The sequence below is a fragment of the Methylobacillus sp. DLP286 genome (genome assembly GCF_056636515.1).
Genome location: NZ_CM153145.1, coordinates 1,016,077 through 1,038,572, shown reverse-complemented (window position 1 = coordinate 1,038,572; position 22,496 = coordinate 1,016,077). Strand labels below are relative to the sequence as shown.

The following is a 22,496-nucleotide window of genomic DNA, read 5'->3' as shown; positions in this document are numbered from 1 at the left end:
AATATGAGCGAAACGGAACGTACTTACAGCGAAGCGGAAATCCAGGCCAGGATTGCGGCGGAGTTGCCGCACTGGTATTACGAGGATGGCTGGATACGCCGCAAATACAAGACCAGCGGCTGGAAGGCGACCCTGATGGTGGTCAATACCGTCGGGCATCTTGCCGAAGCGGCCTGGCATCATCCCGACCTGACGGTGTCTTATGCGTTCGTCATCGTCAAGCTATGCACCCATAGCGCCAAGGGCATTACCGACAAGGACTGGGAACTGGCGCATAAGATAGAATCCGTGATCCAGTGGCAGCCGGCCAAGGAACAAGGCGCGCTGGAAGGCACTCCTAATGACGATGCCCGCTTCAAATACATCAAGTACGACGACTGATACTTAGTTTCCAGTCTCCACGCATATATAAGACGGCCAGGATGTTTATCCTGGCCGTTTTTTTTGCCCAGCCCTTAAAGAAACCAGGAGTGTTGCCGATAGATAAATTGTAATTATCATATTTTTCATATTTACTGTATTTATCAAAATGTGTATGCTGTGCTTCAGATGCGATTGAAAATCGCCCGGCATAACTTGAACGAGTAGTCGAGAAGGAGACAAACATGTTTGCAACGATGAAACAGTGGCTGGTGAATCTTTACCTGGATGAAGAGGGTGCAAGCGCGATTGAGTATGCGCTGATTGTAGCAATGGTTGCGTTAGTGATTGCAACAATGACGACAGGTATTGGGGACAAAATAAAAGGAATTTTTACTGCTATTGATAATGCATTGACTACTACAGGTGGTGGTACTTGAGTAACTTCAATGGATGCTCTCATATTTATTGCATGGGCTTTATTCATTGCTTTTTTTGATTTGGCTCATCGGAGAATCCCGAATTTTCTAAGTTTGGGGGCATTCGTTATTGGCTGTATCTATATGGTAGTAACAGGAGAGGTTTTCTACTACGGCCAGCCCATATCCTCTGCCTTTTGGGGCTTGGTCGTTTCTTTTCTTCTGACGATTCCCGGATATGCCACCAAAACATTGGGCGGCGGGGACGTGAAGCTGCTGGCGGCGATTGCCGTGCTGTGCGGCGTGAAGGTGGTGGTGGCGAGTTTCGTGCTGGCATCGCTGGGCGTGCTGGCGGCATTGGTGATCTGGTGGCAGTTGAGCCCGCAATTGAGTACTTCAGGCTGGGTGTCGGTGAGCAGGGAAAGCAACAAGCGGCGTTATATCCCGTTCGGTGCTGCGCTGGCATTGGCGATGGGCGTTGTCATCCTGTTTCCGGAAGTATGGGGGATGGAATCATGGCATCTATGAAGCACATATCAAGTAGGCGTATATCCAGGCATCGGCAATCCGGCGCTGCGGCGATCGAGTTCGCCCTGTTGTTCATGCTGTTCTTCACCTTGTTCTATGCATTGGTGACGTACGCCATCCTGTTCCTGCTGCAGTCGTCTTTCGTCTTTGCCGCATCGGAAGGCGCGCGGGCGGCCATCGCCGTGGATCCGATGGCTTATAGCAGCAGTGCCCAGTATGCCAATGAAGGTATTGCCTCGCGCGTCAGGCATACGGTAGGCAATGCGTTGACCTGGCTGCCGGAGAGCGTGCGGGAGCACGTTCTGGGCCCCGGCAACAGCAAGGTGGTGGTGGATGTGGCCGGCGGCAGCTTGACCGTGCGGGTGGTGTATTCCAATTACAACGACAACCCGGTCATCCCCATCCTGACCATTCCCGGCTATGGGCCCATGCTGCCCATGCCACTGGATTTACAAGGTAATGCCAGGATAAATCTCGTCTGACCTGGCATTACCGCTGATTACAACAGCGGAACATCATAATAATGAGCGGAAATGCATTAAGGATTACAGCAATCCTTCTATTCATCGGGGCGGTATTGATAGGCTGGTATGGCATCAGGGCGGGTCGTCAGCCCGAGGTGCATGCGCCGGCTCCAGCGCCAGCGGTGCGCTACTCCCAAGTGGTTGCACGCCAGGATATCCCGGCCGGGCATGTATTGCTGTCGGAGGATCTGGCGCTGGAAGAGAGTGAAAGCCAGAACCCATTGGCTTTCACCGCTACTGCAGACTTGGTCGGGCGCATGGTGGAAAGCAGCGTGGAGAAAGATGCGCCTGTGCTGTCCACCCACTTCGCGCAGCGAGGCCCGGCCGCGCAATTGCTCAAGCATGGCGAGCGCGGCGTTGCCATCAAGGTCGACGAAGTCGTCGGCGTAGGCGGGTTTATCCAGCCTGGCGACCATGTCGACGTACTGGTGTATGTCAATAGCAGCAACGGCATGACCACGGATAGCTTCGCGCAGTCCATCCTCAAGGATGTGCGCGTGATCAGTTACGGCGAAGCTCTGCAGCAGAATGTCTCCTCCTCAAGTGTCTCCCCCGGGCCTGCTTCGCTACTTGCCGACAATAGTGGTACCGGTAAGCAGCAAGCGTTGAGCGGACATTCTGCTGTCATCGCCGTCAAGGAAGAGGATGTCTCCCGCCTGATGCTGGCGGCCAGCGGCGGCACTTTGCGCCTGTCCCTGCGTGGCGCCAGCCCTGATTCACCAAGCAAATCCAGCGATTTGGTACGGTTGTCGGAGATTACCGGGTTGCAGCAACAAACCAGGGTTCCTGCCGTGCCCAGGCCTGTAAAAGCATTGCCAGCAAAGAAACAAGCCGGGGTAGTCAACGTCATTGTCCACTCCGGCGACAAGACGGAAACGATCAGTTTCAAAGGACAATAAATGGCTGCATTCAATTCACGGGGAAAATTGGCCTGCATGATAGGGGCGGGCTTGTTCTCGCTCGGGCAAGGGGCCTGGGCCGAGGAAATTCTGGTCGGCATGGGGCAGCAAAAGTTGTACGAGCACACGGTTGCGTTGCAGCGCGTCGCCGTGGCCAACCCGGCAGTGCTGGCGGTCACGCTGACCAGCCCGAAGACCATGATGATCGTGCCCAAGGCAGTCGGCGCCACTGAAATCAGCCTGTGGGACAGCCAGGCGGCCCAGCCCAGCCGGGTGTTGCAAGTCAGCGTGTCGCCTTCGCTGGCGCTTGAGAACCAGGGCTTGAAGGCGGCTGATGTGGAGGATTTGCATATCGAGGCTGCGGGAAACGGCGTCGCCCTCACCGGAGAGGCGCGGTCGCTCGAAGAGCATGCCAGGGCACTGGAATCCTTGCAGAAAGACCGCAAGGGGGCGCTGGATGTAGCAAGCAGCGAGTTCGAAAGCCATGTGCAGATCGACATCAAGGTGGTGGAGGTCAGCAGGCAGAATGCGATGCGCTTTGGCTTCCTTCTCGGGCGGAACAACAGCCGCAGTCATGAAGACTTTGGTGTTGTGGCGCCTCCCAGCAGCTTTTCCGGGGTAGAGAATGGCGGAGACGGTTTCAACTTTACCAGCGGTTCTGGGTTCTTGCCCATCCTGAATGCATTCAATGTGGTATTCGGCAATCATGGTTCTGGTTTGCTAGGTAGCTTGAGCATACTCGAAACCAACGGTTTTGCTTACACCCTTGCCGAACCGTCGTTGTCCGCCATCTCGGGCCAGACCGCCACCTTTCTCGCCGGGGGCGAGTTCCCGGTGCCGATCCGTACCGGCGGCGGGTCTGATAGCGCCATCACGATCCGTTACAAGGAATACGGCGTCAGGCTGATGCTGACGCCCACCATCCTCAGCAGCGAGCGGATTTTCCTCAAGGTAGCGCCGGAAGTCAGCGAGCTGGATTTCGCCAATGCGGTCCAGACCGGCGGCGTGGCGGTGCCCGGCCTCAAGGTCAGGCGCACGGAGACCAGCGTATCGCTGGGCAACGGCGAGAGCTTCGTGATCAGCGGCATGGTGAGCCGCAATACCGTCAACAACATAGACAAGATGCCCTGGCTGGGCAATATCCCGATTATCGGGGCTTTTTTCAGCTCCAAGCGTTTCGACCGCGAGGACAAGGAGTTGCTGATGGTCGTGACGCCCCGCCTGGTGCGCCCGATTGCGCGCAACGCCGCACTGCCGGCGTTACCGGGGGACGAACTCAGGCACTACAAACCGTCATTCAGCGAGTTTTTCCTCTCGCGTGACGCCTATCCGAAACCAAGCTCAACAGGGATGTCACGCTAATGCACGATAGCCGGAACTACATTGTGGTCAGCAATGGTGACGAATGCATACGCTGGCTCAGGAATATCTCCGACCATTCCAGCAAGTTCATCTTCGTGGAAGAACAGGATACCCGCAAGGTGATGCAATTGGTCGATGCCGTCGATATCAATGCCGTGCTGCTGCATATGCGCTCGCAGGATTTCCGGCAGGAAGTGGCGTTGTCGCCGGCATTCCTGCAAGAGGTCGCCTTCATCGAGGAGATCAGTTCCACCCGGCCCGATCTGCCGGTGCTTGCCCTGGCGGATACGACGGATGAGCAATTGCTGTTGACGATCATGCGCGCCGGGGCCAGGGATTTCATTCGCATCGGCAGCAAGGAAAACGAGCTCCTTGCTATCCTGGGGCGGTATAGCTTGCGCAATGCCATCCGGCGCGAGCAATCGGCCCCGCAACAGGCATCGGGCCGGATTACGGCCATCATCAATGCGCGGCCCAGCCCTGATTCGGCCATGCTGGCGATCCATTTGGCCCAGGCGATGCAGGAAACGGAATCGACGCTGCTGGTCGACTTGGGCATCCCGCATGCGGACAGCCTGTTGTTCATGGGCGTGCAGGGGAAATATAGTTTTGTGGATGTGATGCGCAACCTGGCAAGAGTGGATGCAACCCTGATCGACACCGGGTTTGCCCGGCACGGGTCCGGGTTGACCGTGCTCTCCATGCCGGACGATCCGGAAGATGATTTCGAGATTTCCCCTGCGGATATCTATACGGTATTGCGCACATTGAGGAAGCACTTCTCGCAGGTGGTGATCAACCTCGGCGGTGTGACGCGCGTGGATTTCCTGCAATTGCTGCTATCCGCGGTGGACCGCACCATCCTCGTGGCTGAGCAGAGCGTGCCGAGTTGCAAGCGCAATTATGAGTTATTGCGCGCCTTGCGCGCGCAGAACCTGGAACTGCAGAACACCGGCCTGGTGCTGGATCATTACCTTCCACGCCTGCTGCCGGATGCCGACAACATTGCCAGTTCATTCGATTTGCCGCTGTTGGGCATGCTGCCTCCTGCAGGCATGATCCGCCTTTCTTCGGTCAATACCGGCGACAGCATATTGGAGTTGAGCCCCAAGAGCCTGTATGCCGTCAAGATACGCGAGATTGCGCAAATCCTGCAGGACAGCAGGGAAAAGTTACCCCGCAAGCCGGGTTTGGCTGCTAGTTTGCAGCGCTTGTTCAGCCATTGGCATCTCTCGAGATCCAAGTTGCTATCATGAGGCTCTCTGAATATCGGTTCGACCTCAAGGCGGCGGAGCAGTCGCAAGATACCAAGCTCCTGCTGCACAGCTATCTGATCGCGGAGATCGAGCAGGACCGGGCCGACTTGACCAACATGTCGCGCCAGCAGATGTTCACTTACGTCAATAGCAAGGTCTACCGCTATGTGGCCGAGAAACAGCTGGTGGTGAGCGCCTACGACCTGGAAAAGCTCACTGAGGAAATGGTCGATGAGCTGGCGGGATTCGGCCCGCTGGAAACGCTGATCAAGGACGACAGCATCAACGACATCCTCGTCAACGGCGCCCGGGATATTTTCGTCGAGCGCAAGGGCAAGCTCGAAAAGAGCCAGTTGCGCTTCATCGACGACGAGCATGTGCTGCGCGTGATACGCCGCATCCTTTCCCCGTTGGGCCGCCGGGTGGACGAGGCCAGCCCAACCGTGGACGCGCGCCTGCCGGACGGCAGCCGTTTGAATGTGATTATCCCGCCGTTGGCCTTGAACGGGCCTTGCATGTCCATCCGCAAGTTCCGCAAGACGCCCATCCTCGGCAACGACCTTCTGGCCTACGGCACCTTGAACTCGCAAATGCTGAGTTTCCTGACCAATGCCGCCCAGCGCCGCGTCAATACCATCATCAGCGGCGGCACGGGCGCCGGTAAGACCACCATGCTTAATTTCATGAGCCGTTCCATTCCCTCCGGCGAGCGCATCGTCACCATCGAGGACGCGGCCGAGCTGAGGCTGGAGCATGACCATGTGGTGCGCCTGGAAACCCGCCCGCACAATCTCGACGGGGTGGGGGAGGTGTCCGCGCACGACCTGGTGCGCAACGCCCTGCGCATGCGGCCGGACCGCATCATCCTGGGCGAGGTGCGCAGCAGGGAGGTGATGGATATGCTGCAGGCCATGAACACCGGCCACGAGGGCTGCATGAGCACCGTGCATGCCAATAACCCGACCGATGCCTTGCTGCGCCTGGAGACCCTGGCGGGGCTGGCCGGATTCCAGGGGGCCGAGGCCACCTTGCGCAAGATGATTGCAGCAGCGATCGAGCTGATCGTGCAGGTCACCCGCATGCCGGACGGCAGACGTCGCATCACTTCGATTGTCGAAGTGGTGGGACTCCGCGACGAGCGTTTCGTCACCAACGAATTGTTCAGCTACAACCTGGAGCTGGAGCAGTTTGCCAGCCTGCCGGTCACTCCCAGCAACCCCAAGCTCCGCGGCGCGCTTGCCTTCAGTTAGGAGGAGTCATGAATAGATGGATATTGCTGTCGTTTTGCATCATGTTGCTGGTGCTGGGCCTGTTGTTATGGTCCGCAAGCAAGCAGCAGCAGGTCCAGGCGAAGGCGCGGGTCAATTTCGAGCAGGCCTTGCCGTATTTCGGCAAGATAGAAAGCCTGCTGCCCGGGCGCGATGAAAGCTGGATATCGCGCGCCAAGCTGCGCTTCTCCGTCGTGTACGGCTTTGAGCTGGCTTCCTGGCATATCGCGGCATTCGCGGCCGCGTTATTGATCCTGTTTGCGTTCGGCAATACCTATATGCAGGTGTGGCAAGCCATGCTGTGCGTCTTGATGCTGACCATCCTCTTGCTGGTGGTGATTCCCTATATCCGGTTGCGGCGGCGCCAGCGTGCGGTCGTGGCGCAAATCCCGCTGTTCGTCGATCAGGTTTCACGGGCGCTCTCCATAGGCAAGAGCGTGGAGGGGGCCGTACGCGGCGTGACCGAGGATATGCAGATGCCACTGCGCGCGGTGCTGGAGCGGGTGGTGCGCGCGACCGACCTCGGCGCCAGTTTCGCCGACGCCATGCAAAAGGCTGCGGAACTCCATCATATCAAGGAGCTCGGGCTGATTGCCTTGGCCATCCGCATCAGCAGCAATTACGGGAGCTCGCCACAGGAACTGCTCAAGAGCATTGTGCAGATGATACGCCAGCAAGAACAGGCGCAGCGCGAGTTGGCGGCCATGACGGGGGAAACCAAGATTACCGCCTGGGTGCTGTCGCTGACGCCTTTGTTGATCGTCGCCTATATGTTTGCAGCCAATCCCGGCTATATCGACATGATGCTGAACGACCCGTCCGGCGCAATGATCTTCAAGGCGGCGCTGATCATGCAGGCTGTGGGCATCCTGATTTTCTGGCGCATGATGAAAAGTATCTAGAGGCTATCGTGAACGCCTGGGTGATGATCAGTGTGTTGGGTTTGTTCGCGGGCAGTGTGCTGCTGCTGATCGCGGAATTCTCGAAGCGGGCCCGCCATGACGCCCATGCCCGTTTCGACGAGGTGTTTGGCCGCAAGCGCGGAATCTACCTGCCGTCGCCCAAGCGCGGTATCGAGCGTTTTATCGAGCGGCTTTCCATCCTGCCTTCAAGCAAGGACCGGGAAATTCTCAAGCTCCTGGTGCAGGCCGGTTACAAGGGCAAGGCGCGTATCGTGTTCAACGCCGTCATCCGCCTCGGGCCGATCCTGACTGCGGCCCTCGTGCTGTTGATCAACCTGGTGCAAGGACAGGACCTGCTTCGCTGCCTGGCATTCGCCCTGTTCGGGTTTGCCTTTTTCTTTGTCGGCATCCGATATCTGTTGCGTTGGCTTGCCGTACGCCGGCGCAAGCTGATCAGCAAGGAAATCACCACTTTCCTGCATATGCTGGTCATGCTGTTCGACTCTGGCCTTTCCCTGGAGCATTCGTTGCGCATCATGGTGGAGCAGGCGGGCGACATCATGCCTCACCTGGCCCAGGAGCTCGAGCGTGTGCTGGCCAGGATCAGGGCGGGGCAGGACCAGGGCGAGGCATTGATGAGTATGAGCCAGATGCTGGATATCCCGGAACTGAGCGAAACGGTGGCGATACTGAAGCAAGTAGCCCAGCAGGGAGGAAACGTGCGCGACTCCATTATGCGTTATGCCGCGCTGATTGAGGAGCGACAGTTTTCGCGGTTGCGTGAGCGTGTCAGCAAGTTGTCGGCCAAGATGACGATCGTGATGATGCTCTTCATGTTTCCGGCGTTGATGATCTTCATTGCCGGTCCTGGTTTCATTGGTTTGGGCAAGGCATTGAGCGGACAGGGGTAGGAAATGAAAAAATCTCGATGGATCGGTGTATTGTGCGCGATCGGCTTTTCCTTGGCGGCACTGCCTGGATTGGCCGACGGCAAGGAGCAGAAAAACGGCAAGCAGGGCTGCGCGGAAACCACCCAGGAGGACAGGACGCAACTGGAAATGATCGCCAAGGTGCTTGCCGAAGGCAAGGCATATGCCGCGCTGGCGTTCCTGGATGCGGCCAAGCTCGACTCGCCTGCGGCCCGCTTGTACCGCGCCAATGCCTTGCGCCAGACGGCGCAGTTCGACCAGGCTGGCGAGCTGTATCAGCAACTGCTTGGCAGTTGCGTCGGCGGCTTGGCATACCAAGGGCTGGGCCTGCTGGCGGAAATGCAGGAGCAGCATGAAACGGCAATCGGTTTTCTTAAGTCCGCTAGCAGGATGCTGCCGGTGGACAGCAAGGTCAGGGGGGATTACGGCTATGCGTTGATGATGTATGGCGACCATCAGTCGGCCCTGAGCGAGCTCCTCACTGCGATCGAGCTGGACGGCAATAACCGGCTGGCCATCCATAACCTCGTCATGCTGATGTACAAGACAGGCCAGGATGAACGCGCCGCCCAGCTTGCACGCGACTTCGACATTACGGAACAACACCTGCAGGGGATACGCCAGGCCAGCGGCTTGCCTGCATTCAAGGTCAATCAGCGCCAGCAATTCTCATCGGGTAGCTGCTACGGCAACACCCAGCTTTGCACTGGCATCCTGAGTCCGCAACTGGAGGTAGTGCAATGATGAAACGGCAAATGATAGCCCTGTTGTCCATAAGCCTGTTCTCTGCGGGCGCTTTTGCAGAAGCCGGCAGCAATCAGGCGCAAGAACAGCAATCCTCCCAGGCCGAAAGGTGGTTGGAGTTGCAGCGGGAAGGCAGCCAGGCATCGTTGAACAAGCAATACCTGTCGGGGCCTGCCATGGAGAATATCCACAAGCGCTATCTCGAAAGCTTCACGCGCCCTATTCCCGAACGGTTTGATCCGGGCCAGTTCAACCGCCAATGATGCAGTCCATGCATAAAACAAGTAAAAAAAACCAGCAAGGCGCCATCGGCCTGTTCGGCGTGTTGACGCTCATGATGGCGGTGCTGTTCGTGGCAGTGGCCGTGGATAGCGGCCGCATGTGGATGGAAAAGCGTAAACTCCAGAACATTGCGGACATGGCCGCCATCGCTGCCGGGGGGCAGGTGGGCGGGTGCGTGCAAAATAATAGCGATGTCTACAGAATGGCGGCGCAGGGCGCGGCGATGGCAAACGGCTACCAAGGGAGCCTGCTTGCTCCGCCAAACGTAGTGGAGCTGGGCGGTTACAGCACCGATGAAGGAGGGGTTCGTACCTTCGTCGCTAATGGGGAGCGGCGTGCCGTGCATGTCCTGGCGACGCAGGAAGTGCCTTCCAGCTTGATTGCCGGAGGGATTTTCAACCAGCGGGTTGTGTTACAGGCGGAGGCGGTTGCCGCGGTGCGTGCTCCGGTTGCGGCATTTCGAGCAGGGTCTATGGTTGCCGATGCTGACTTATTGAATAATTTGTTGAGTGGGATTTTAGGCTCCAACATCCGATTGGTTTCATACGATGGATTATTAAATACCAATATCAAGCTACTGGATTTGGTGAAGGTAAACTCAAATGTAGGTTCAGTTTCTGAATTGTTGAATATGAATCTCTCATTAGGCCAGTTCTTCACGCTTTTGCAAACCGCAGTAGATCAAAATGGAAATCCCTCCGAGCCAGGTTTGGGCGCTGTTGTTGAAAATTTAGGCTATTTGGCTACCGGTACAGTCAAGTCACTGCATTTACGTTTGGCTGATGTGTTAAAAATATCGAATCCAGATGCCAATGCGATAGCAAGCACTCAGGTCAATCTTCTGAACCTCATTACCACCGCTGCTTTTGTTGCGAATGGTAGCAATGCCATTCATGTGCCATTAGGAATTAGTTTGCTTGGACTGGCTAATATTGAGACGAGCATCCGTGTGATTGAGCCGCCTCAGTTAGCTATTGGTCCGCCGGCAGTAAACGGGGTGGCTTGTACGGTGGCGAGAACTGCACAGGTACGAGTTGAAACTAATATATTTCCTTCTGATGTGCTGAGTGTTCTGGCATCTGTAGATCTCAAACTTTCGCTTGAAGTGGCTCAGGGCCGGGCTGAATTAATGGAGGTTCGTACACAAGGAAATAGAACAAATGTGGTGATTAATCCATATTCTGGATTAATCAATTTAAGATTGACCAGCACAAGTGACTCATCTAAACCAGCGGAAATTAGAGCATTAGCCGGGATTATTAGTACCAATGTTGGCCTTCGGGATAATCCAGCTCAATCTTCGCCTTCGAATAATGCGATCATCTTTGATGTAAATCATCCTGTTGCTGATCATTTATCGCAATCAGCGAATAGCTCTGCAGGCACAAAGAGTCTTGCAGAGTATACAAAATCGAGTCAGCTTGTTATTGAGGATGTATGTCTTATTGGATTGTGCCTTGATTTTGTTATCAAGCCAATTATCAACACAGTTATCACACCCGTAATAAATCAGTTGGTTGTGCCTTTGTTGACGACTGTGACAGCCAATGTATTGGATCCCTTGCTTAGAATGCTGGGGATTGACGTCGCTGGCGTTACTGTAATACTAGACGATGTTGGTTTGGGTAACGCTCAAGTGCTTTTGCGATGACTAAATAAGTCAAGGAGTAGCCAGCTTGAGCCCAATAATGCCAATAATGATGAGCGTGACGCTGGCCAGGCGAGTGGCGCTGGTCGGTTCGTCAAACAGGAAAATCCCCATGATCACAGTACCCACGGCCCCAATTCCCACCCAGACGGCGTAGGCGGTTCCCATGGGCAGCGAGCGCATCGCCAGGCTCAACAGCACTACGCTGAGCACCATGGCGATGACGGTGCCGACGCTGGGCCAGAAGCGCGTGAAGCCGTGACTGTATTTGAGGCCCACTGCCCAGACGACTTCGAGCAGGCCTGCGATGAAGAGGGTAAGCCAATCCATGGAAAATCCTAAATATGTGATGCGCTGCCTCAATGGCGGCAGTTGTTGTCCTTGAATGGGCCCTTGACCTGCGTCCAGCCCTGGCCGGGCGAGGATTGCAGGCAAACCAGCTTGCCGTCCAGCTTGCTTTGCCAGAGGTACCAGGGAGCAGGGGCCGCAGCCAGCGGGGCTGACCACAGCAAAGCCAGCAACATCCATTGTTTCGCCGATTTCATGCGGCTATTCTACAGAGAATCCTGGCAGTTAGGCCATAGGCTCTTGCATTCGGGATGGCTGTTTTTCGAAGCGTCCCAGGTGCAGCATGATGGCCGGCATGATGAGCAGGTTGAGCACGGTGGAGGTCACCAGGCCGCCGACGATGATGGTGGCCATGGGGCCTTCGATCTCGCGGCCGGGTTCGCCGCTGCCGATGGCCAGCGGCAGCAACCCCAGGCCTGTGACGAGCGCCGTCATCAGGATGGAAGGCAGCCGCTCCGATGCGCCGCGTATGGCTGTTTCCAGGTTCCATTCGAGCCCCTCGTGGTCGATCAGGTGTTGGTAGTGCGAGATCAGCATGATGGAGTTGCGTAAGGTGATGCCAAACAGGGTCACGAACCCGACCATGGAGCCTATCGATATCCAGCCTCCCGCCATGACGGCGGCGAAGATGCCCCCGATCAATGCGAACGGCAGGTTGAAAAAGGTCAGCGTCAGGTTGCGCAGGTTGCCGAGCGCAATGTAGAGCAACAGGAATATCCCGCCAAATGCCAGCAGGGAGTGCGCGAAGAGCTCCCGGTTTGCCTGGCTGCCGGCCTGGGCTTCGCCGCTGAATGCGAGATAGTTGCCGGGCGAAAGGGCCACCTCGGCATTGATCTTGTGCCGTGCTCGCTCGTAAAAGGCATGGATGTCGCCTTCCTTGACGTTGGCCGTGACGGTCTGGATGCGTTTTGCTCCCTGGTGCAATATCTTGGACTGGCCGTTTTCCTGGCGGATATCCGCCACATCCTTGAGTTGGAGCATGCGGCCTTCGATGTTGCGCAATGGCAGCTTGCCCACTTGCTGGATATTCTGCCGCGCCTCGGGCGCAAGCACCACGGCCACGTTGATGACGCGGTTGCCATGGTAGACCTGGTTCACCGGCATGCTTTCGTAGGCGATGCGGATGGTATCCAGCACATCGCTGGGATGCAGTCCGAATTGCAGCAATTTCTCCGGCAGCAGCCTGATCACCAACTGGGGCGTCCCGGGAGGAGACTGGATCATCACGTCGGTTGCCCCCGGGGTGTCGGCCAATGCTGTCGCCACCGCCGTCGCATCGCGGTTGAGGCCGTCGAGGTCGCGTCCGTAAATATTGACCACCAAGGCGGCGGCATAGCCGGAAATGGTTTCTTCTATGCGCTCGGTGAGGAAGGTGTTGATGGCGAAATTGACGCCGACGAACCCTGGATAGCCCGGCCCGTCGTCGTCCATGCCGGACAGTTTTTCACGGATGTCTTCGAGGATGCGGCTTTGCTCTGCGCCGGATAGCGCGCCTATCTCGATCTCGAACTCGCTGTAATGGGTGCCGAAGGTGTCCGCGGCGTTCGGCGCGCGGCCCACCCATTGGGCTACCGAACGCACTCCCTCGATGCTCTGCAGCACTTCTGTCACCTTCTTGCCGATGCGCAGGGATTCTTGCTCAGAAGTGCCGGGCACGGCTGTCATGTGCATGATGTAGTGGCCTTCATGCAGGCTGGGGATGAATTGGGTCTTGAACAGCGGCAACGTGGTGAGGCCCAGGGCGATCAGCATCAGGGTGACCCCGATCAGGATTTTGTAATGCTGCTCGATGTCGCGCAGGCAGCGTACATAATGGCGCTTGATGAAGCGGATGATGGGGGAGTCTTCCGTTTTCAGGTTGGCGGAGTTGCCGAGCAGCAGGTAGCACAACGCGGGCGTTACGGTCAGCGCGATGACCAGCGACGCCATGATCGCCACGATGTAGGCCATCCCCAGGGGTGCAAACAGCTTACCGGCCACGCCGCCGATGGTGAGCAAGGGCAGGAATACCAGGGCCACGATGAACGTGGCATAGACCACCGAGCTGCGTACTTCCATGGAAGCCTGGAAAACGACTAGGTGCAACGGCGCAGGGACTGGCCGCAAACGGTTTTCACGGATGCGGCGAAAAATGTTTTCCGAATCGATGATGGCGTCGTCCACCACCTCGCCGAGCGCAATCGCCAAGCCGCCCAGCACCATGATGTTGAGGCCTGTGCCGAATTGCTGCAAGACCAGGATGGCGGCAAGGAGAGACAGCGGGATGGCGGTGGCGGAAATAAACGCGGCCCGCACATTGAAGAGAAACAGGAACAGGATGCCGATGACGAGGGCGGAGCCGATCAGGATATCGGTCTGCACGCTGTCGATAGCGGTTTCGATGAAGTTGGCCGGGCGGAACAATTCAGGATGAAGCGTGACTTCGCGGGCATCCAGCACGGGGGCGAGTTCGGCAAGGGCCGCTTCGACCGCCTGGGTGACGCCTTTGGTATTGGCGCCCAACTGGGATTGGATCGACAGGTATATCCCGGCCTTGCCGTTGATGGCGGCCGCGCTGATAGACGGCACGGCTCCCTCGACGACCTGGCCGATATCGCTGATGCGCAGCGTCTGCCCGGCCACATGCAGCAGGGCCGTGCGCGCCAGTTGCTGCGGGTTCAAGGCCTGGCCTTCGGTATTGATGATGATGCGCTGGTTATTGTTCTCGATGAAGCCGGCGCCGCGAATGGCCGTGCTGCGGCTGACCGCATCCACGACTTGCTGCAGCGACACGTTGTAGCGCACCAGCTTGGCAGGATCGACCTGAACCTGGAACTGGCGGACTTCTCCTCCGAACACATTGACATCCGCGACGCCCTGCACGGCCATCAAGTGCGGTTTGACCGTCCAATCCACCAATGTGCGCAACTCGCTGAGCGTCCTGATATCCGAAGTCAGGCCAATGCCCAACACCGTGCTGGCAGAGGAGGTCAATGGCGTGATGTTGGGGACAATCCCCGCGGGTAAAGTGCTGTTGAGCGTGGAAAGCCGTTCGGCCACCACCTGGCGGTTGCGGTAAATGTCTGTGGATTCGTCAAAGATCACCGTAATGACCGACAGCCCGGGAATGGATTGCGAGCGTATGCTAGCGATGCCGACGGTGCCGGCAATGCCATTTTCCAGTGGCTGAGTGACCAGAGACTCGACGAGCTCGGCCGAGAGGCCGGGGGCCTCGGTCTGGATGATCAGCTGGGTGGGGGCGAACTCGGGGAAGACATCGAGATGGCTATGCACTGTCTTGTATATGCCATAAATCACCAGCATGAGCGCCAGTGCCATCATCACGCCGCTATGGCGGATGGAAAAACGGATCAGGGCCGACATCATGGTGGCATCAGCTCCTAATCGTCATTCTCGTTGGTGATCTGGTACTTGAGCTCTTCCGAGAGCAGAAGCTGGGCGCCGTTGGTGACGATGGTATCGCCGGGCTTGAACTTGTCGCGGTTGAACCAGCCGTTATCGCTTTCAATATCCGTGTTGATGGGTTCGCGGACGAATTTGTCGGCATCGTGCTTGCGGTATACCCACGCCTTGCCGCCATACCAGACGACCGCCTGTTGCGGTATCACCACGCCGGTCATCATATTGGCGGTATCAAGCTCACGCGTGCTAAGGCGCATGCCTGCCCGCAGGCTGGTGGCGGGCGCGGTGTAGAAATAGGTTTTGCCTTGCAACACCGGGTCGGCTTGCGGGGATAGGGCAAGCAAATGCGCCGTGACCGGAGGGATGCCGCTGCCGACCGGGGTCACGCGCAGGGTCTGGGTGGCCTCGGCCTGCTGCGGTGGCAGGACAATGCGCAGCAACACCTGTCTGTATTCGAGCAGGGCGTTGATTTCTGCGCTGGGCTTGGGCTCCAGCATGCCCAGCCCCAAGCGTTCGCCCCATTGTTGGCGCGCGGTGTAACGCAGGTTTTCCAGCGCCGCTTCATGCGCCTGCAGCTTGGCAAGGTCGCTTTTGTACAGGGCTTCCGCTGCTACCAGCATACGGTCGGAGATATTGCGGTCATGCTGGTTGAGCAGCGACAGGCGCTCATAGTCGTTCTTGCTGTTGCTCAAGGATGCCTGGGCAACCGCCAGGTCGCCCAAGGCATTCATGTATTGGGTGCGCAAGCTCAATAGCCCATCGAGGCTGAGCACGTTGCCCAGGCCTTCCAGCATGGGCTGATACTTGGTCATGTTGAGGGGTGCGGTGCGGATATCGCTTTGCTGCTGGGTTTCCGCGCTCAATACGATAGTGCTGATGCCTGCCTCGGTCTGGACGCGTTGCGGGCTTTCGATTTCTTCCTCTTCATTGAACGCCTCGAACTCGTCCTTGCTGAACAGCACCAGCAACCAGAGCAGCACTACGATCATGCAAGCCTGGACGATGATGACGGCGACAGCTTTTTTATTCATGACTTGGCTTTCTGAAACGATTGGCGCTGGATAGTGGAATGGCGGGAAGGCGCTGTAACCTGGTCAAGGTTTTCCAGCGGCAGTTGCATACTGTCCTCAAGCGCTGCCGCGGCACGTTGCACCTGATATTCGGCAGCAAGGAGCCGCTGCTTGGCCAACACATTCTCCAGCCGGTAAGTGAACAGCTCGAGGCGGTCGGCAAAGCCGTGCTCGAATCGCAGGCTGGCTTGTTGGGCCTGGGTTTGCTGGGCTTCGTACAAGCCGCGGGCTTGCTCAAGCGCCAGCAGCGCGGAGCGGTACCGGCTTCTGGCGCTGTCCATGGAGGCGATGACGCGTGCTTGCAACGCCTCGAACTGTGCTGCTTCCGTTTCGCGCAGCGCCTTGGCTTCGGCGATCTGCCCCTGGTTGCGGTGCAGCACGTTCAGAAGGCTGCTGATGCCCAGCGACCAGATGTGGAATCCCTCTTCATAGTTGTAAGCGGGCGCCAGGCTGATATCAGGATATTGCCGGGCGATTTCCAGGCGCAGGCGCGCCTCGCTTGCCGCGTAGTTTGCAAGGCCTGCCCGGATATCCACGCGATTGAGCAGGGCGGCGTCTTGCGCGGCGGGGTTAAGGGCATTGGTGATGTCGATATCGCGCCGCATCCCGAGCAATTGCTCGGTGGCATGCAGCCTCAACTGCAATTGATCGAACTTATCCAGCGGAAGGCCGGCATTGCTGGCAAGCTGGGTCTTGAGCTCATCGATGCGTCCCTGCTCTTCGACCAAGGTTTGTTGCGCCTTCTGCCATTGCAGTCTGGCATTGCTCAGTTCGACGCTTGAAATCATGCCGGCCTGCAAGCGCAGCGTGAGCATGGAAACGATCTCGTCGCGCAGCTGCGCCTCTTGCTTGAGCATGGACAGGTTCTGGTGCGCGGCATTGAACTCTATCCAGCTTGAAAGCAGGCGGTAGCGCAGGTTCCAGGTGGTCTGGGCGATATTGAGGCGCGCGCTTTCGGAAAGGTTGGACGCCATGTCGATCCTGGCCTGGCGCTTGCCGGCCGTTTCCACCGGGATGCTGAAACTTAGGCTGTAGACCTCGGGAACCTCGGGCTCGTTGCGGCGACCGGCGCCGATTGAAACGCTGGGATTGGGACGTTGCGCCGCAGTGGTGATGGCGGCCATGGCGCGGCTCAGCTGGGCGCGGGCAGCATCGAGGTCGGAATGGAAATACAGCGTGCAGAATATCAGCTCCTGCCACCCCCATTGCTCAGGCCGGCTGGCATAGCCCTCCTCATGCAAATAGGCCAGAAAGCCGCTATCTCCCGTATCGTGCGCCCGTAACGAGACATGCCCGTGGGCTGCCGCGAGCGGGTGCGCCTGGTATTGCTGATAGCCGCATCCCGCTGCCAGCAAGCTGCACAGGGTCATCGTAGTCCATAGTCCGGGCGGTCGTTTTATTGTTTTCATCGCGCCGCCAATGTTCACTCCACATGCGATGGTACAACCTGTAGTGGTTGGCGGCAATGTTGTCAATGCAAAGCGTACCTATTGCTGCTGATAAAGATGCAGCTTGTTGGAAACGCATCAGAACATTTCGCTGCCGCTGCAATTGTAGGGATGCACTATCTATAGTTTGTCGTGATTCAATTTGGTATTGATGTTAGGTAACATTGAGAGAATAGTTTGCAAGGAAAAGTGCTGGCAAAAAGCAAGCTGGTGGGAATCTATGAATCCCCGAAAGAATAGTAATGCTAGCCTGCAATAATGGCCTGGACTGAGTTCAAGGCATCTTGCAGTGTTTCTTCGGAGAGGGTGTTGATGCTGCTTGCCAGTAGCTCGGCAGCCTCTTCAGTTCCTGATGGCAGATCATGGCTGTCCAATTCGGCAATCAAGCCTGCAGCTGCACCTGCAACTTTCAACAATGCTTGGCGCTCCCGCATGAGGATTTCGAGCTCGGCACGTAACATATTGATTTCGTCTTGATTGATAGTGCTTTGCATAATTGACTTTCTATGTGCGTGAACGTGTCGATATTGGCTAGGTTTGGATGATGTGTCAAACAGACGGGCCGGTATTAATTTATACCGGCCTTTTTGTACGGCTGGCTTCGGCCTTTCATGTCAGCTTCGGCATACATAGGCCGATAAGCATTTTATCACTTTTCAGAGCATCCCTTCCGAGTATCGAAAAATCCCGACGCCACATTTTGTGGGGAGTAGCTGATTGATAAACTATTGAGGTTAAGTCATTCTTACATCCAAATAAGCTGTAATGCATTGAAAATGCTAGCTAGAGCAGGCACATTCTCCTTCTCAACAGCAAATCCTGAAGAAGGAAAAGATGGATACTCAATACTACAAAGACCACAGTGTGCAAGTCGTCTTTAAAGCGGTGGATGATATTGGATTCATGTGGCTGGTCTTGGTTGATGGCAGATTTGTTGGCCCTCCAGATCAACAAAAGTTTATTTACGAGACGCCGGAAGAAGCGAAAGATGCAGGTTGGCAATATGCAGCTTCCTACATCAACGGTCTTGAAAAAGCCGTTTAGTAAAAAGGAATGCAGTCATGATTTCCATCGTGAAAGCAGTTAGGTTCGGAAATGGCGGTCAAGATGTCACTCATGTGGAGTGGGGCGTGATTGATGAGCATGATCCACGAGAGTGGATTGAGCAACCGCAATTGGCAAGGGCTATTGACGTGGTGAAAGCCATCAAGAATGGCCAAACCGTTCGTCCATTGTTTGAGATCAATGGATTATTGATGATTGGCGAACCGCTACTGGTTAAAATGCTTCCAGATGGTCACGAAACCATTGAAATGCATCAGCCATACAACGAACGCACCTTGATGGATATTCCTAATATCTAATTATTGCTGCTCTTCCAAAGAGGACAATTAGAGCGGGAATATGTTAATACACAAATGACTACACATTTTAGTTCGAATTCAAACTACATTCCTGTAAGTCATTGGTGCGAAAGGAGAGACTCGAACTCTCACGCCTCGCGGCGCTGGAACCTAAATCCAAGTTTGACCAAATGGCCGCCTTTCGTTTCCTACTTAAAGTGCCTTAAATTCAACACCTTATGATAATTCTATAGGTTTTGTGCCCACTTTATACCCCCGAGTTTTTCTTCAGTTTTGGGGTTTAAAGACACATCTTTGTACACAACTGCACGTTACCCTACACGTCCTAACTTAGGGCCAGCGTCTCAAGCGTTCGTACCGCCTCAGCCTTGGCCGACTCGTTAAGTTTAGCGTACCTCAGGGTGGTCTCTATGCTCTCGTGGCGCATATACTTTTGGATACGCCGTATGTCCATCCCAGCTAACACTAAACGGCTTGCTGTCGTGTGCCGTAGGGTATGGACACATAGTTCATTGTCTCCAGGAAACACCTCTTTGCGCATCTTTAAGAAACGCTCAGAGACGGTTCTAGGTGCCACGTTAAAGAGCGGATCGGTACGTTTTTCAACAGCCTCTGCCCTCCGCTTTAGTATCGAAAAAGCTCGGTCTGTAAGCGGCTGGACATCGAATGCCGAGGTCTTGGCGTTCACTATTTGAATCGCCTTGTGGTCGAGCAAAAGATGTTCCTTGACGAGGGTTAGAATCTCATTCCTTCGGCACCCTGTATCCAAGTACACGGGAACCAGATCAATCATGTCCTGGTCTTGGCGTTCCTGGAAGTGCTTCAATATTAAGGATTCTTCACCCTCCTGTAGCCACCGCAAGCGGCCCTTGTCTTCCTTTAGCTTTGGTACCTTAGGGATACTCCCTATTATTTCCCAGCGGTCTTTTGCTAGGTGGAGAATCTTGGAGATTACAGCCAAGCTCCTATTAATAGACGAGTCGGAAAGCTCTTCATCCCTTAGGTTTTCCACTAAGTCCCATAAAAGCGCGGAGTTAATGGCTGAGAGCGGGGTACTGCCTCGAACGTATCTCAGTACACGGTTAAAGTTGATTTGCACGGTTTGGGGGCTTCGCTGCTTTGCCCAATCCTGCCTCATCGCTTTCTCGAACCCTGCCTGAAGTGTCAGTAGCGGGTTAGGGTGACTAGCGGCAGTAAAGGCGCGGCCTTTGAGTTCCTCTTTTAGCTTATCGTGCAGCTCCATGGCTTTTTTCTTATCGGTGGTCTGCGAGGAAACCCGGAGATAAGAGCCATCGGGTTTAGGTAATTTAATCTGCCATATCTTCTTTGTTCCTCTCTGAAATAGACTCATACGCTTCAGCTCCTTTATTTAGCGTGGTTAGAATGGTATCAAGCAGTCCCTTGCCTTTAGGGGACAGCCTGACGAGTTTGCGGCGGTACTGATCCGCAAGGTCTTCCTCCACATCCAATAACCCGCACCCCTGAGGCCCTAACAGCCCAAGGTAACGGGATATGGCTGGCTTGGAAGATTTGGTAGCCTCAACTAGGTCGCCTTGAGGCGTCTCCCCGCGTAGAGCGACATGGAGAAACACAGCGGCCCCAGTTACAGGCAAATCTTTCACCCCCGTAGCCCCCCTCAATCCTTCAAGGGTGGATAGGGTGACGTGTAACAGTCTTGAGCGTGTTATTTGTTCTAGCTTGATAGCCATTTTTATACCCTTTCGTTGTTGCGGGTTACACCTACAAACTACATCATTCAGCGCCCTAAGGATAAACCCCAAGACGCTGTAGTTGTAGTCTTATCTGACAAACTTAACAAGGCTTTGCACTAATCCACTCAGCGGCAGGGTAGAGCGCCCTTAAGTTGTCCAGGACGGCCCATTCGTTGGCAGCATAGCAGCAGCCATGCCTGATACCCTGGGCCGTGCGAATATTAAAACGGAATGCTTGTTTATTGATAGATGTTTTCATAGTCATTGTTATCCTGTTATCTCGTCAATCTCATTGATGGCCTCGCTCAGGGACTCCGTGACGGCGTATAGCTGCTCTATAGCCTCGCTAGACTTTTCCCCTCGGTCGCTATCCTTGATACCCTCGGGCATGTTTTCGTAAGCTTCATATTCCTCCTGGCTTATGCTCTCTACCTCCTCCAGGAGGGCGGATATACGCTCCTTGATGTCAGCCAAGGCTTTTCGGCGTTTAGCGTTCATGATGGAAGCCCCTCGGGTATGTCTATGGTTTCCCCCAGCTTGGCCGCTACAAAGCAACGCAACGCGGCGATTAGAGGTGTATGGCCCATCTGGTAATGGACACTCTCTAATTTTTTGAAAGGTTCCGAGAGGCTCGCTCCCCATAAAATAGGCGCGGAGTCATCAATGACAGCAATTTGAATCCTCTCCCGTTCAATGATTGGGCCAGACTTTGCCCATGAGTCGTGCCAACGCTTTCCGCCTGTCCATTGTTCACCTAGGAAAGACCGCAAGTCGTTTAAAGCGTACCCTTGGGCCTTAGCCACTGCATAATCTAGGGCGACTCCCTTTAGTTCACTTGTTCTGACCTTCATATTTATAACTCCTCAATCCGTACAATTTGCACAAGGTCGCCTAGCCCCATTTCTAGGATGAAGTCTTGCGCATCCTTTTCAGTCTCTAGGCATACCATATCGTCTAGCTGAAGGGTGAACCCGCCCCGAGAGGCAAACCACCCGTACTTATTGGCCCATAATCCGTACATGACGCGCCCCTTAAGATGTGACCAGGGCCGCGAAAAGCACCACTATCAGGGCGAGGGTTAATGACATGTTGTTATTCCTTATTGGTTATCCGGGAACATTCCCCCGTGAAGCCCTCATCGCCTGAAGCGTAAAGGCTCCCTAGGGGAATGTTCCTTATGCGAGTTGGTATACAGCCCAGCCTAAGCGCGATTGCGCATTCATTTGGCGCTTGGTTGTATTTGCCCCCGTCACGTAGCTGGTACCATCGGGACTGATAGCACCCCAGATCACCCGGTAGGGAAAATAAGCCTGGAGGCGCTGCATATCGGTAGCCATCTTTAGTAGTAACTCTTCCATGACAGCCCCCCCCCCCCCTTAAAGCTTCCCTGTAAATCCAGGGACTAATTCCAGATCAGACGCGAACTGCATATCCAGCGTTTCTACTGTTAAGCATATTTGCGAGCAGCCATGCTCGCGTACCGTATGGCGCTCATACACTAGAGATGCTCCCGGAGAATCTTTAAGCGCCTTAAAGCAACTTTCGGTAATCTCCAGTAACTCCGCATGGCCTTCTTCTTCTTCTTCTTCCTGGTAGCCATACGTGAAAAAGCGAACATTAATAAGATTTATCATGATGAAGTCCTCACACTTTGAAACGAATAGTTAATTCATAACTGCGTTTAAGGTCAGCCTTTATCGCTTCTATAGTTTCCTTACTTAGGCCGTCCGTTATTACCACCGGATTAATAATTTCGCGTCCCCCTAAGGCGGACAACTGAAGAAGCACACCGCTACCCATTAACCTATCCATACCAGCCTTATGTAGTTCAGTAGTGGCAAAGTGATACACATGAGCGAGCTGTGCTTTAAGCTCTAGTATTTCCCTATCTTTCTTTGCTATCAGTTCAGCCTTACTCAGCTTCTTTGCTGTAGTCATGGTGCATTTCCTTTCGTGTTTCACTTGGCGGGATTGCCACGGGTACACCCTAGGCGTGGGCTTAAGGCGTACCGATTGCAAGACTCGCTCCGT

The 22,496-nt window shown here is 55.4% G+C and carries 26 protein-coding genes; 15 read left to right on the top strand and 11 right to left on the bottom strand.

Annotated features, from left to right (window positions below; genetic code table 11):
* The first annotated feature begins 3 nt into the window (after window positions 1-3).
* The 13 genes from ACWXTG_RS05035 to ACWXTG_RS04975 all read left to right on the top strand — a co-directional run bounded on the left by ACWXTG_RS05035 (window position 4) and on the right by ACWXTG_RS04975 (window position 11,124).
* Entirely contained in the window at window positions 4-381 is a 378-nt protein-coding gene (locus ACWXTG_RS05035; protein WP_480220931.1) for a 4a-hydroxytetrahydrobiopterin dehydratase, read from the top strand.
* A gap of 224 nt (window positions 382-605) precedes the next feature.
* Entirely contained in the window at window positions 606-800 is a 195-nt protein-coding gene (locus ACWXTG_RS05030; protein ID WP_480220930.1) for a Flp family type IVb pilin, read from the top strand.
* A gap of 9 nt (window positions 801-809) precedes the next feature.
* A complete protein-coding gene (locus ACWXTG_RS05025) occupies window positions 810-1,307 on the top strand; it encodes an A24 family peptidase (protein WP_480220929.1) in 498 nt (165 codons plus the stop codon).
* Complete coding sequence (locus ACWXTG_RS05020; RefSeq protein WP_480220928.1) at window positions 1,304-1,789, top strand: TadE/TadG family type IV pilus assembly protein; 486 nt, start codon at window positions 1,304-1,306, stop codon at window positions 1,787-1,789. The genes ACWXTG_RS05025 and ACWXTG_RS05020 overlap by 4 nt, the downstream gene beginning before the upstream one ends.
* Window positions 1,790-1,830: 41 nt before the next feature.
* Complete coding sequence (gene cpaB, locus ACWXTG_RS05015) at window positions 1,831-2,730, top strand: Flp pilus assembly protein CpaB (protein ID WP_480220927.1); 900 nt, start codon at window positions 1,831-1,833, stop codon at window positions 2,728-2,730.
* Window positions 2,731-4,092 carry a type II and III secretion system protein family protein gene (locus ACWXTG_RS05010; RefSeq protein ID WP_480220926.1) on the top strand — a complete coding sequence of 454 codons (1,362 nt, stop codon included), beginning with the start codon at window positions 2,731-2,733 and terminating at the stop codon, window positions 4,090-4,092. It begins immediately after the preceding gene.
* Window positions 4,092-5,348, top strand: coding sequence for a CpaE/TadZ family protein (locus tag ACWXTG_RS05005; RefSeq protein WP_480220925.1), 1,257 nt, complete (start codon window positions 4,092-4,094; stop codon window positions 5,346-5,348). Before ACWXTG_RS05010 ends, ACWXTG_RS05005 begins: the two co-directional genes overlap by 1 nt.
* Complete coding sequence (locus tag ACWXTG_RS05000) at window positions 5,345-6,598, top strand: TadA family conjugal transfer-associated ATPase (protein ID WP_309565460.1); 1,254 nt, start codon at window positions 5,345-5,347, stop codon at window positions 6,596-6,598. Before ACWXTG_RS05005 ends, ACWXTG_RS05000 begins: the two co-directional genes overlap by 4 nt.
* An 8-nt stretch (window positions 6,599-6,606) precedes the next feature.
* Window positions 6,607-7,518 (top strand): type II secretion system F family protein, encoded by a 912-nt coding sequence (locus ACWXTG_RS04995; RefSeq protein ID WP_480220924.1) that lies wholly within the window; start codon window positions 6,607-6,609, stop codon window positions 7,516-7,518.
* A gap of 8 nt (window positions 7,519-7,526) precedes the next feature.
* Complete coding sequence (locus ACWXTG_RS04990) at window positions 7,527-8,429, top strand: type II secretion system F family protein (protein ID WP_480220923.1); 903 nt, start codon at window positions 7,527-7,529, stop codon at window positions 8,427-8,429.
* A gap of 3 nt (window positions 8,430-8,432) precedes the next feature.
* Entirely contained in the window at window positions 8,433-9,191 is a 759-nt protein-coding gene (locus ACWXTG_RS04985; protein WP_480220922.1) for a tetratricopeptide repeat protein, read from the top strand.
* Complete coding sequence (locus tag ACWXTG_RS04980; RefSeq protein WP_480220921.1) at window positions 9,188-9,454, top strand: DUF3613 domain-containing protein; 267 nt, start codon at window positions 9,188-9,190, stop codon at window positions 9,452-9,454. Before ACWXTG_RS04985 ends, ACWXTG_RS04980 begins: the two co-directional genes overlap by 4 nt.
* Before the next feature lie 8 nt (window positions 9,455-9,462).
* Window positions 9,463-11,124 (top strand): TadG family pilus assembly protein, encoded by a 1,662-nt coding sequence (locus tag ACWXTG_RS04975; protein WP_480220920.1) that lies wholly within the window; start codon window positions 9,463-9,465, stop codon window positions 11,122-11,124.
* Between the two features lie 9 nt (window positions 11,125-11,133).
* On the opposite strand, the gene sugE is transcribed toward ACWXTG_RS04975, so the two are convergent.
* From sugE to ACWXTG_RS04945, 6 genes are all read right to left on the bottom strand, one after another.
* Entirely contained in the window at window positions 11,134-11,451 is a 318-nt protein-coding gene (gene sugE, locus ACWXTG_RS04970) for a quaternary ammonium compound efflux SMR transporter SugE (RefSeq protein ID WP_480220919.1), read from the bottom strand.
* Between the two features lie 29 nt (window positions 11,452-11,480).
* Complete coding sequence (locus ACWXTG_RS04965) at window positions 11,481-11,666, bottom strand: hypothetical protein (protein WP_309565453.1); 186 nt, start codon at window positions 11,664-11,666, stop codon at window positions 11,481-11,483.
* A gap of 28 nt (window positions 11,667-11,694) precedes the next feature.
* Entirely contained in the window at window positions 11,695-14,835 is a 3,141-nt protein-coding gene (locus ACWXTG_RS04960) for an efflux RND transporter permease subunit (protein WP_480220918.1), read from the bottom strand.
* Between the two features lie 14 nt (window positions 14,836-14,849).
* Window positions 14,850-15,902, bottom strand: a complete 1,053-nt coding sequence (locus tag ACWXTG_RS04955; protein ID WP_480220917.1) for an efflux RND transporter periplasmic adaptor subunit — start codon at window positions 15,900-15,902, stop codon at window positions 14,850-14,852.
* Window positions 15,899-17,350, bottom strand: coding sequence for a TolC family protein (locus tag ACWXTG_RS04950; RefSeq protein ID WP_480220916.1), 1,452 nt, complete (start codon window positions 17,348-17,350; stop codon window positions 15,899-15,901). Before ACWXTG_RS04950 ends, ACWXTG_RS04955 begins: the two co-directional genes overlap by 4 nt.
* 284 nt (window positions 17,351-17,634) lie before the next feature.
* The gene (locus tag ACWXTG_RS04945) at window positions 17,635-17,883 is read right to left on the bottom strand and encodes a hypothetical protein (protein WP_309565449.1); all 249 of its coding nucleotides are present in this window, start codon (window positions 17,881-17,883) and stop codon (window positions 17,635-17,637) included.
* Between the two features lie 340 nt (window positions 17,884-18,223).
* On the opposite strand from ACWXTG_RS04945, the gene ACWXTG_RS04940 reads away from it, so the two are divergent.
* Window positions 18,224-18,433 carry a hypothetical protein gene (locus tag ACWXTG_RS04940; RefSeq protein ID WP_480220915.1) on the top strand — a complete coding sequence of 70 codons (210 nt, stop codon included), beginning with the start codon at window positions 18,224-18,226 and terminating at the stop codon, window positions 18,431-18,433.
* A gap of 17 nt (window positions 18,434-18,450) precedes the next feature.
* A complete protein-coding gene (locus ACWXTG_RS04935) occupies window positions 18,451-18,753 on the top strand; it encodes a hypothetical protein (protein WP_480220914.1) in 303 nt (100 codons plus the stop codon).
* Between the two features lie 325 nt (window positions 18,754-19,078).
* On the opposite strand, the gene ACWXTG_RS04930 is transcribed toward ACWXTG_RS04935, so the two are convergent.
* From ACWXTG_RS04930 to ACWXTG_RS04910, 5 genes are all read right to left on the bottom strand, one after another.
* Window positions 19,079-20,104: a tyrosine-type recombinase/integrase gene (locus ACWXTG_RS04930; RefSeq protein ID WP_480220913.1), complete on the bottom strand. Its 1,026-nt coding sequence runs from the start codon at window positions 20,102-20,104 to the stop codon at window positions 19,079-19,081.
* A gap of 628 nt (window positions 20,105-20,732) precedes the next feature.
* Window positions 20,733-20,963, bottom strand: a complete 231-nt coding sequence (locus ACWXTG_RS04925; protein ID WP_480220912.1) for a hypothetical protein — start codon at window positions 20,961-20,963, stop codon at window positions 20,733-20,735.
* Complete coding sequence (locus ACWXTG_RS04920) at window positions 20,960-21,316, bottom strand: phage protein NinX family protein (RefSeq protein ID WP_480220911.1); 357 nt, start codon at window positions 21,314-21,316, stop codon at window positions 20,960-20,962. The genes ACWXTG_RS04925 and ACWXTG_RS04920 overlap by 4 nt, the downstream gene beginning before the upstream one ends.
* A 525-nt stretch (window positions 21,317-21,841) precedes the next feature.
* The gene (locus tag ACWXTG_RS04915; protein WP_480220910.1) at window positions 21,842-22,099 is read right to left on the bottom strand and encodes a hypothetical protein; all 258 of its coding nucleotides are present in this window, start codon (window positions 22,097-22,099) and stop codon (window positions 21,842-21,844) included.
* Between the two features lie 10 nt (window positions 22,100-22,109).
* Window positions 22,110-22,403: a hypothetical protein gene (locus tag ACWXTG_RS04910; RefSeq protein ID WP_480220909.1), complete on the bottom strand. Its 294-nt coding sequence runs from the start codon at window positions 22,401-22,403 to the stop codon at window positions 22,110-22,112.
* Between the last annotated feature and the right edge of the window lie 93 nt (window positions 22,404-22,496).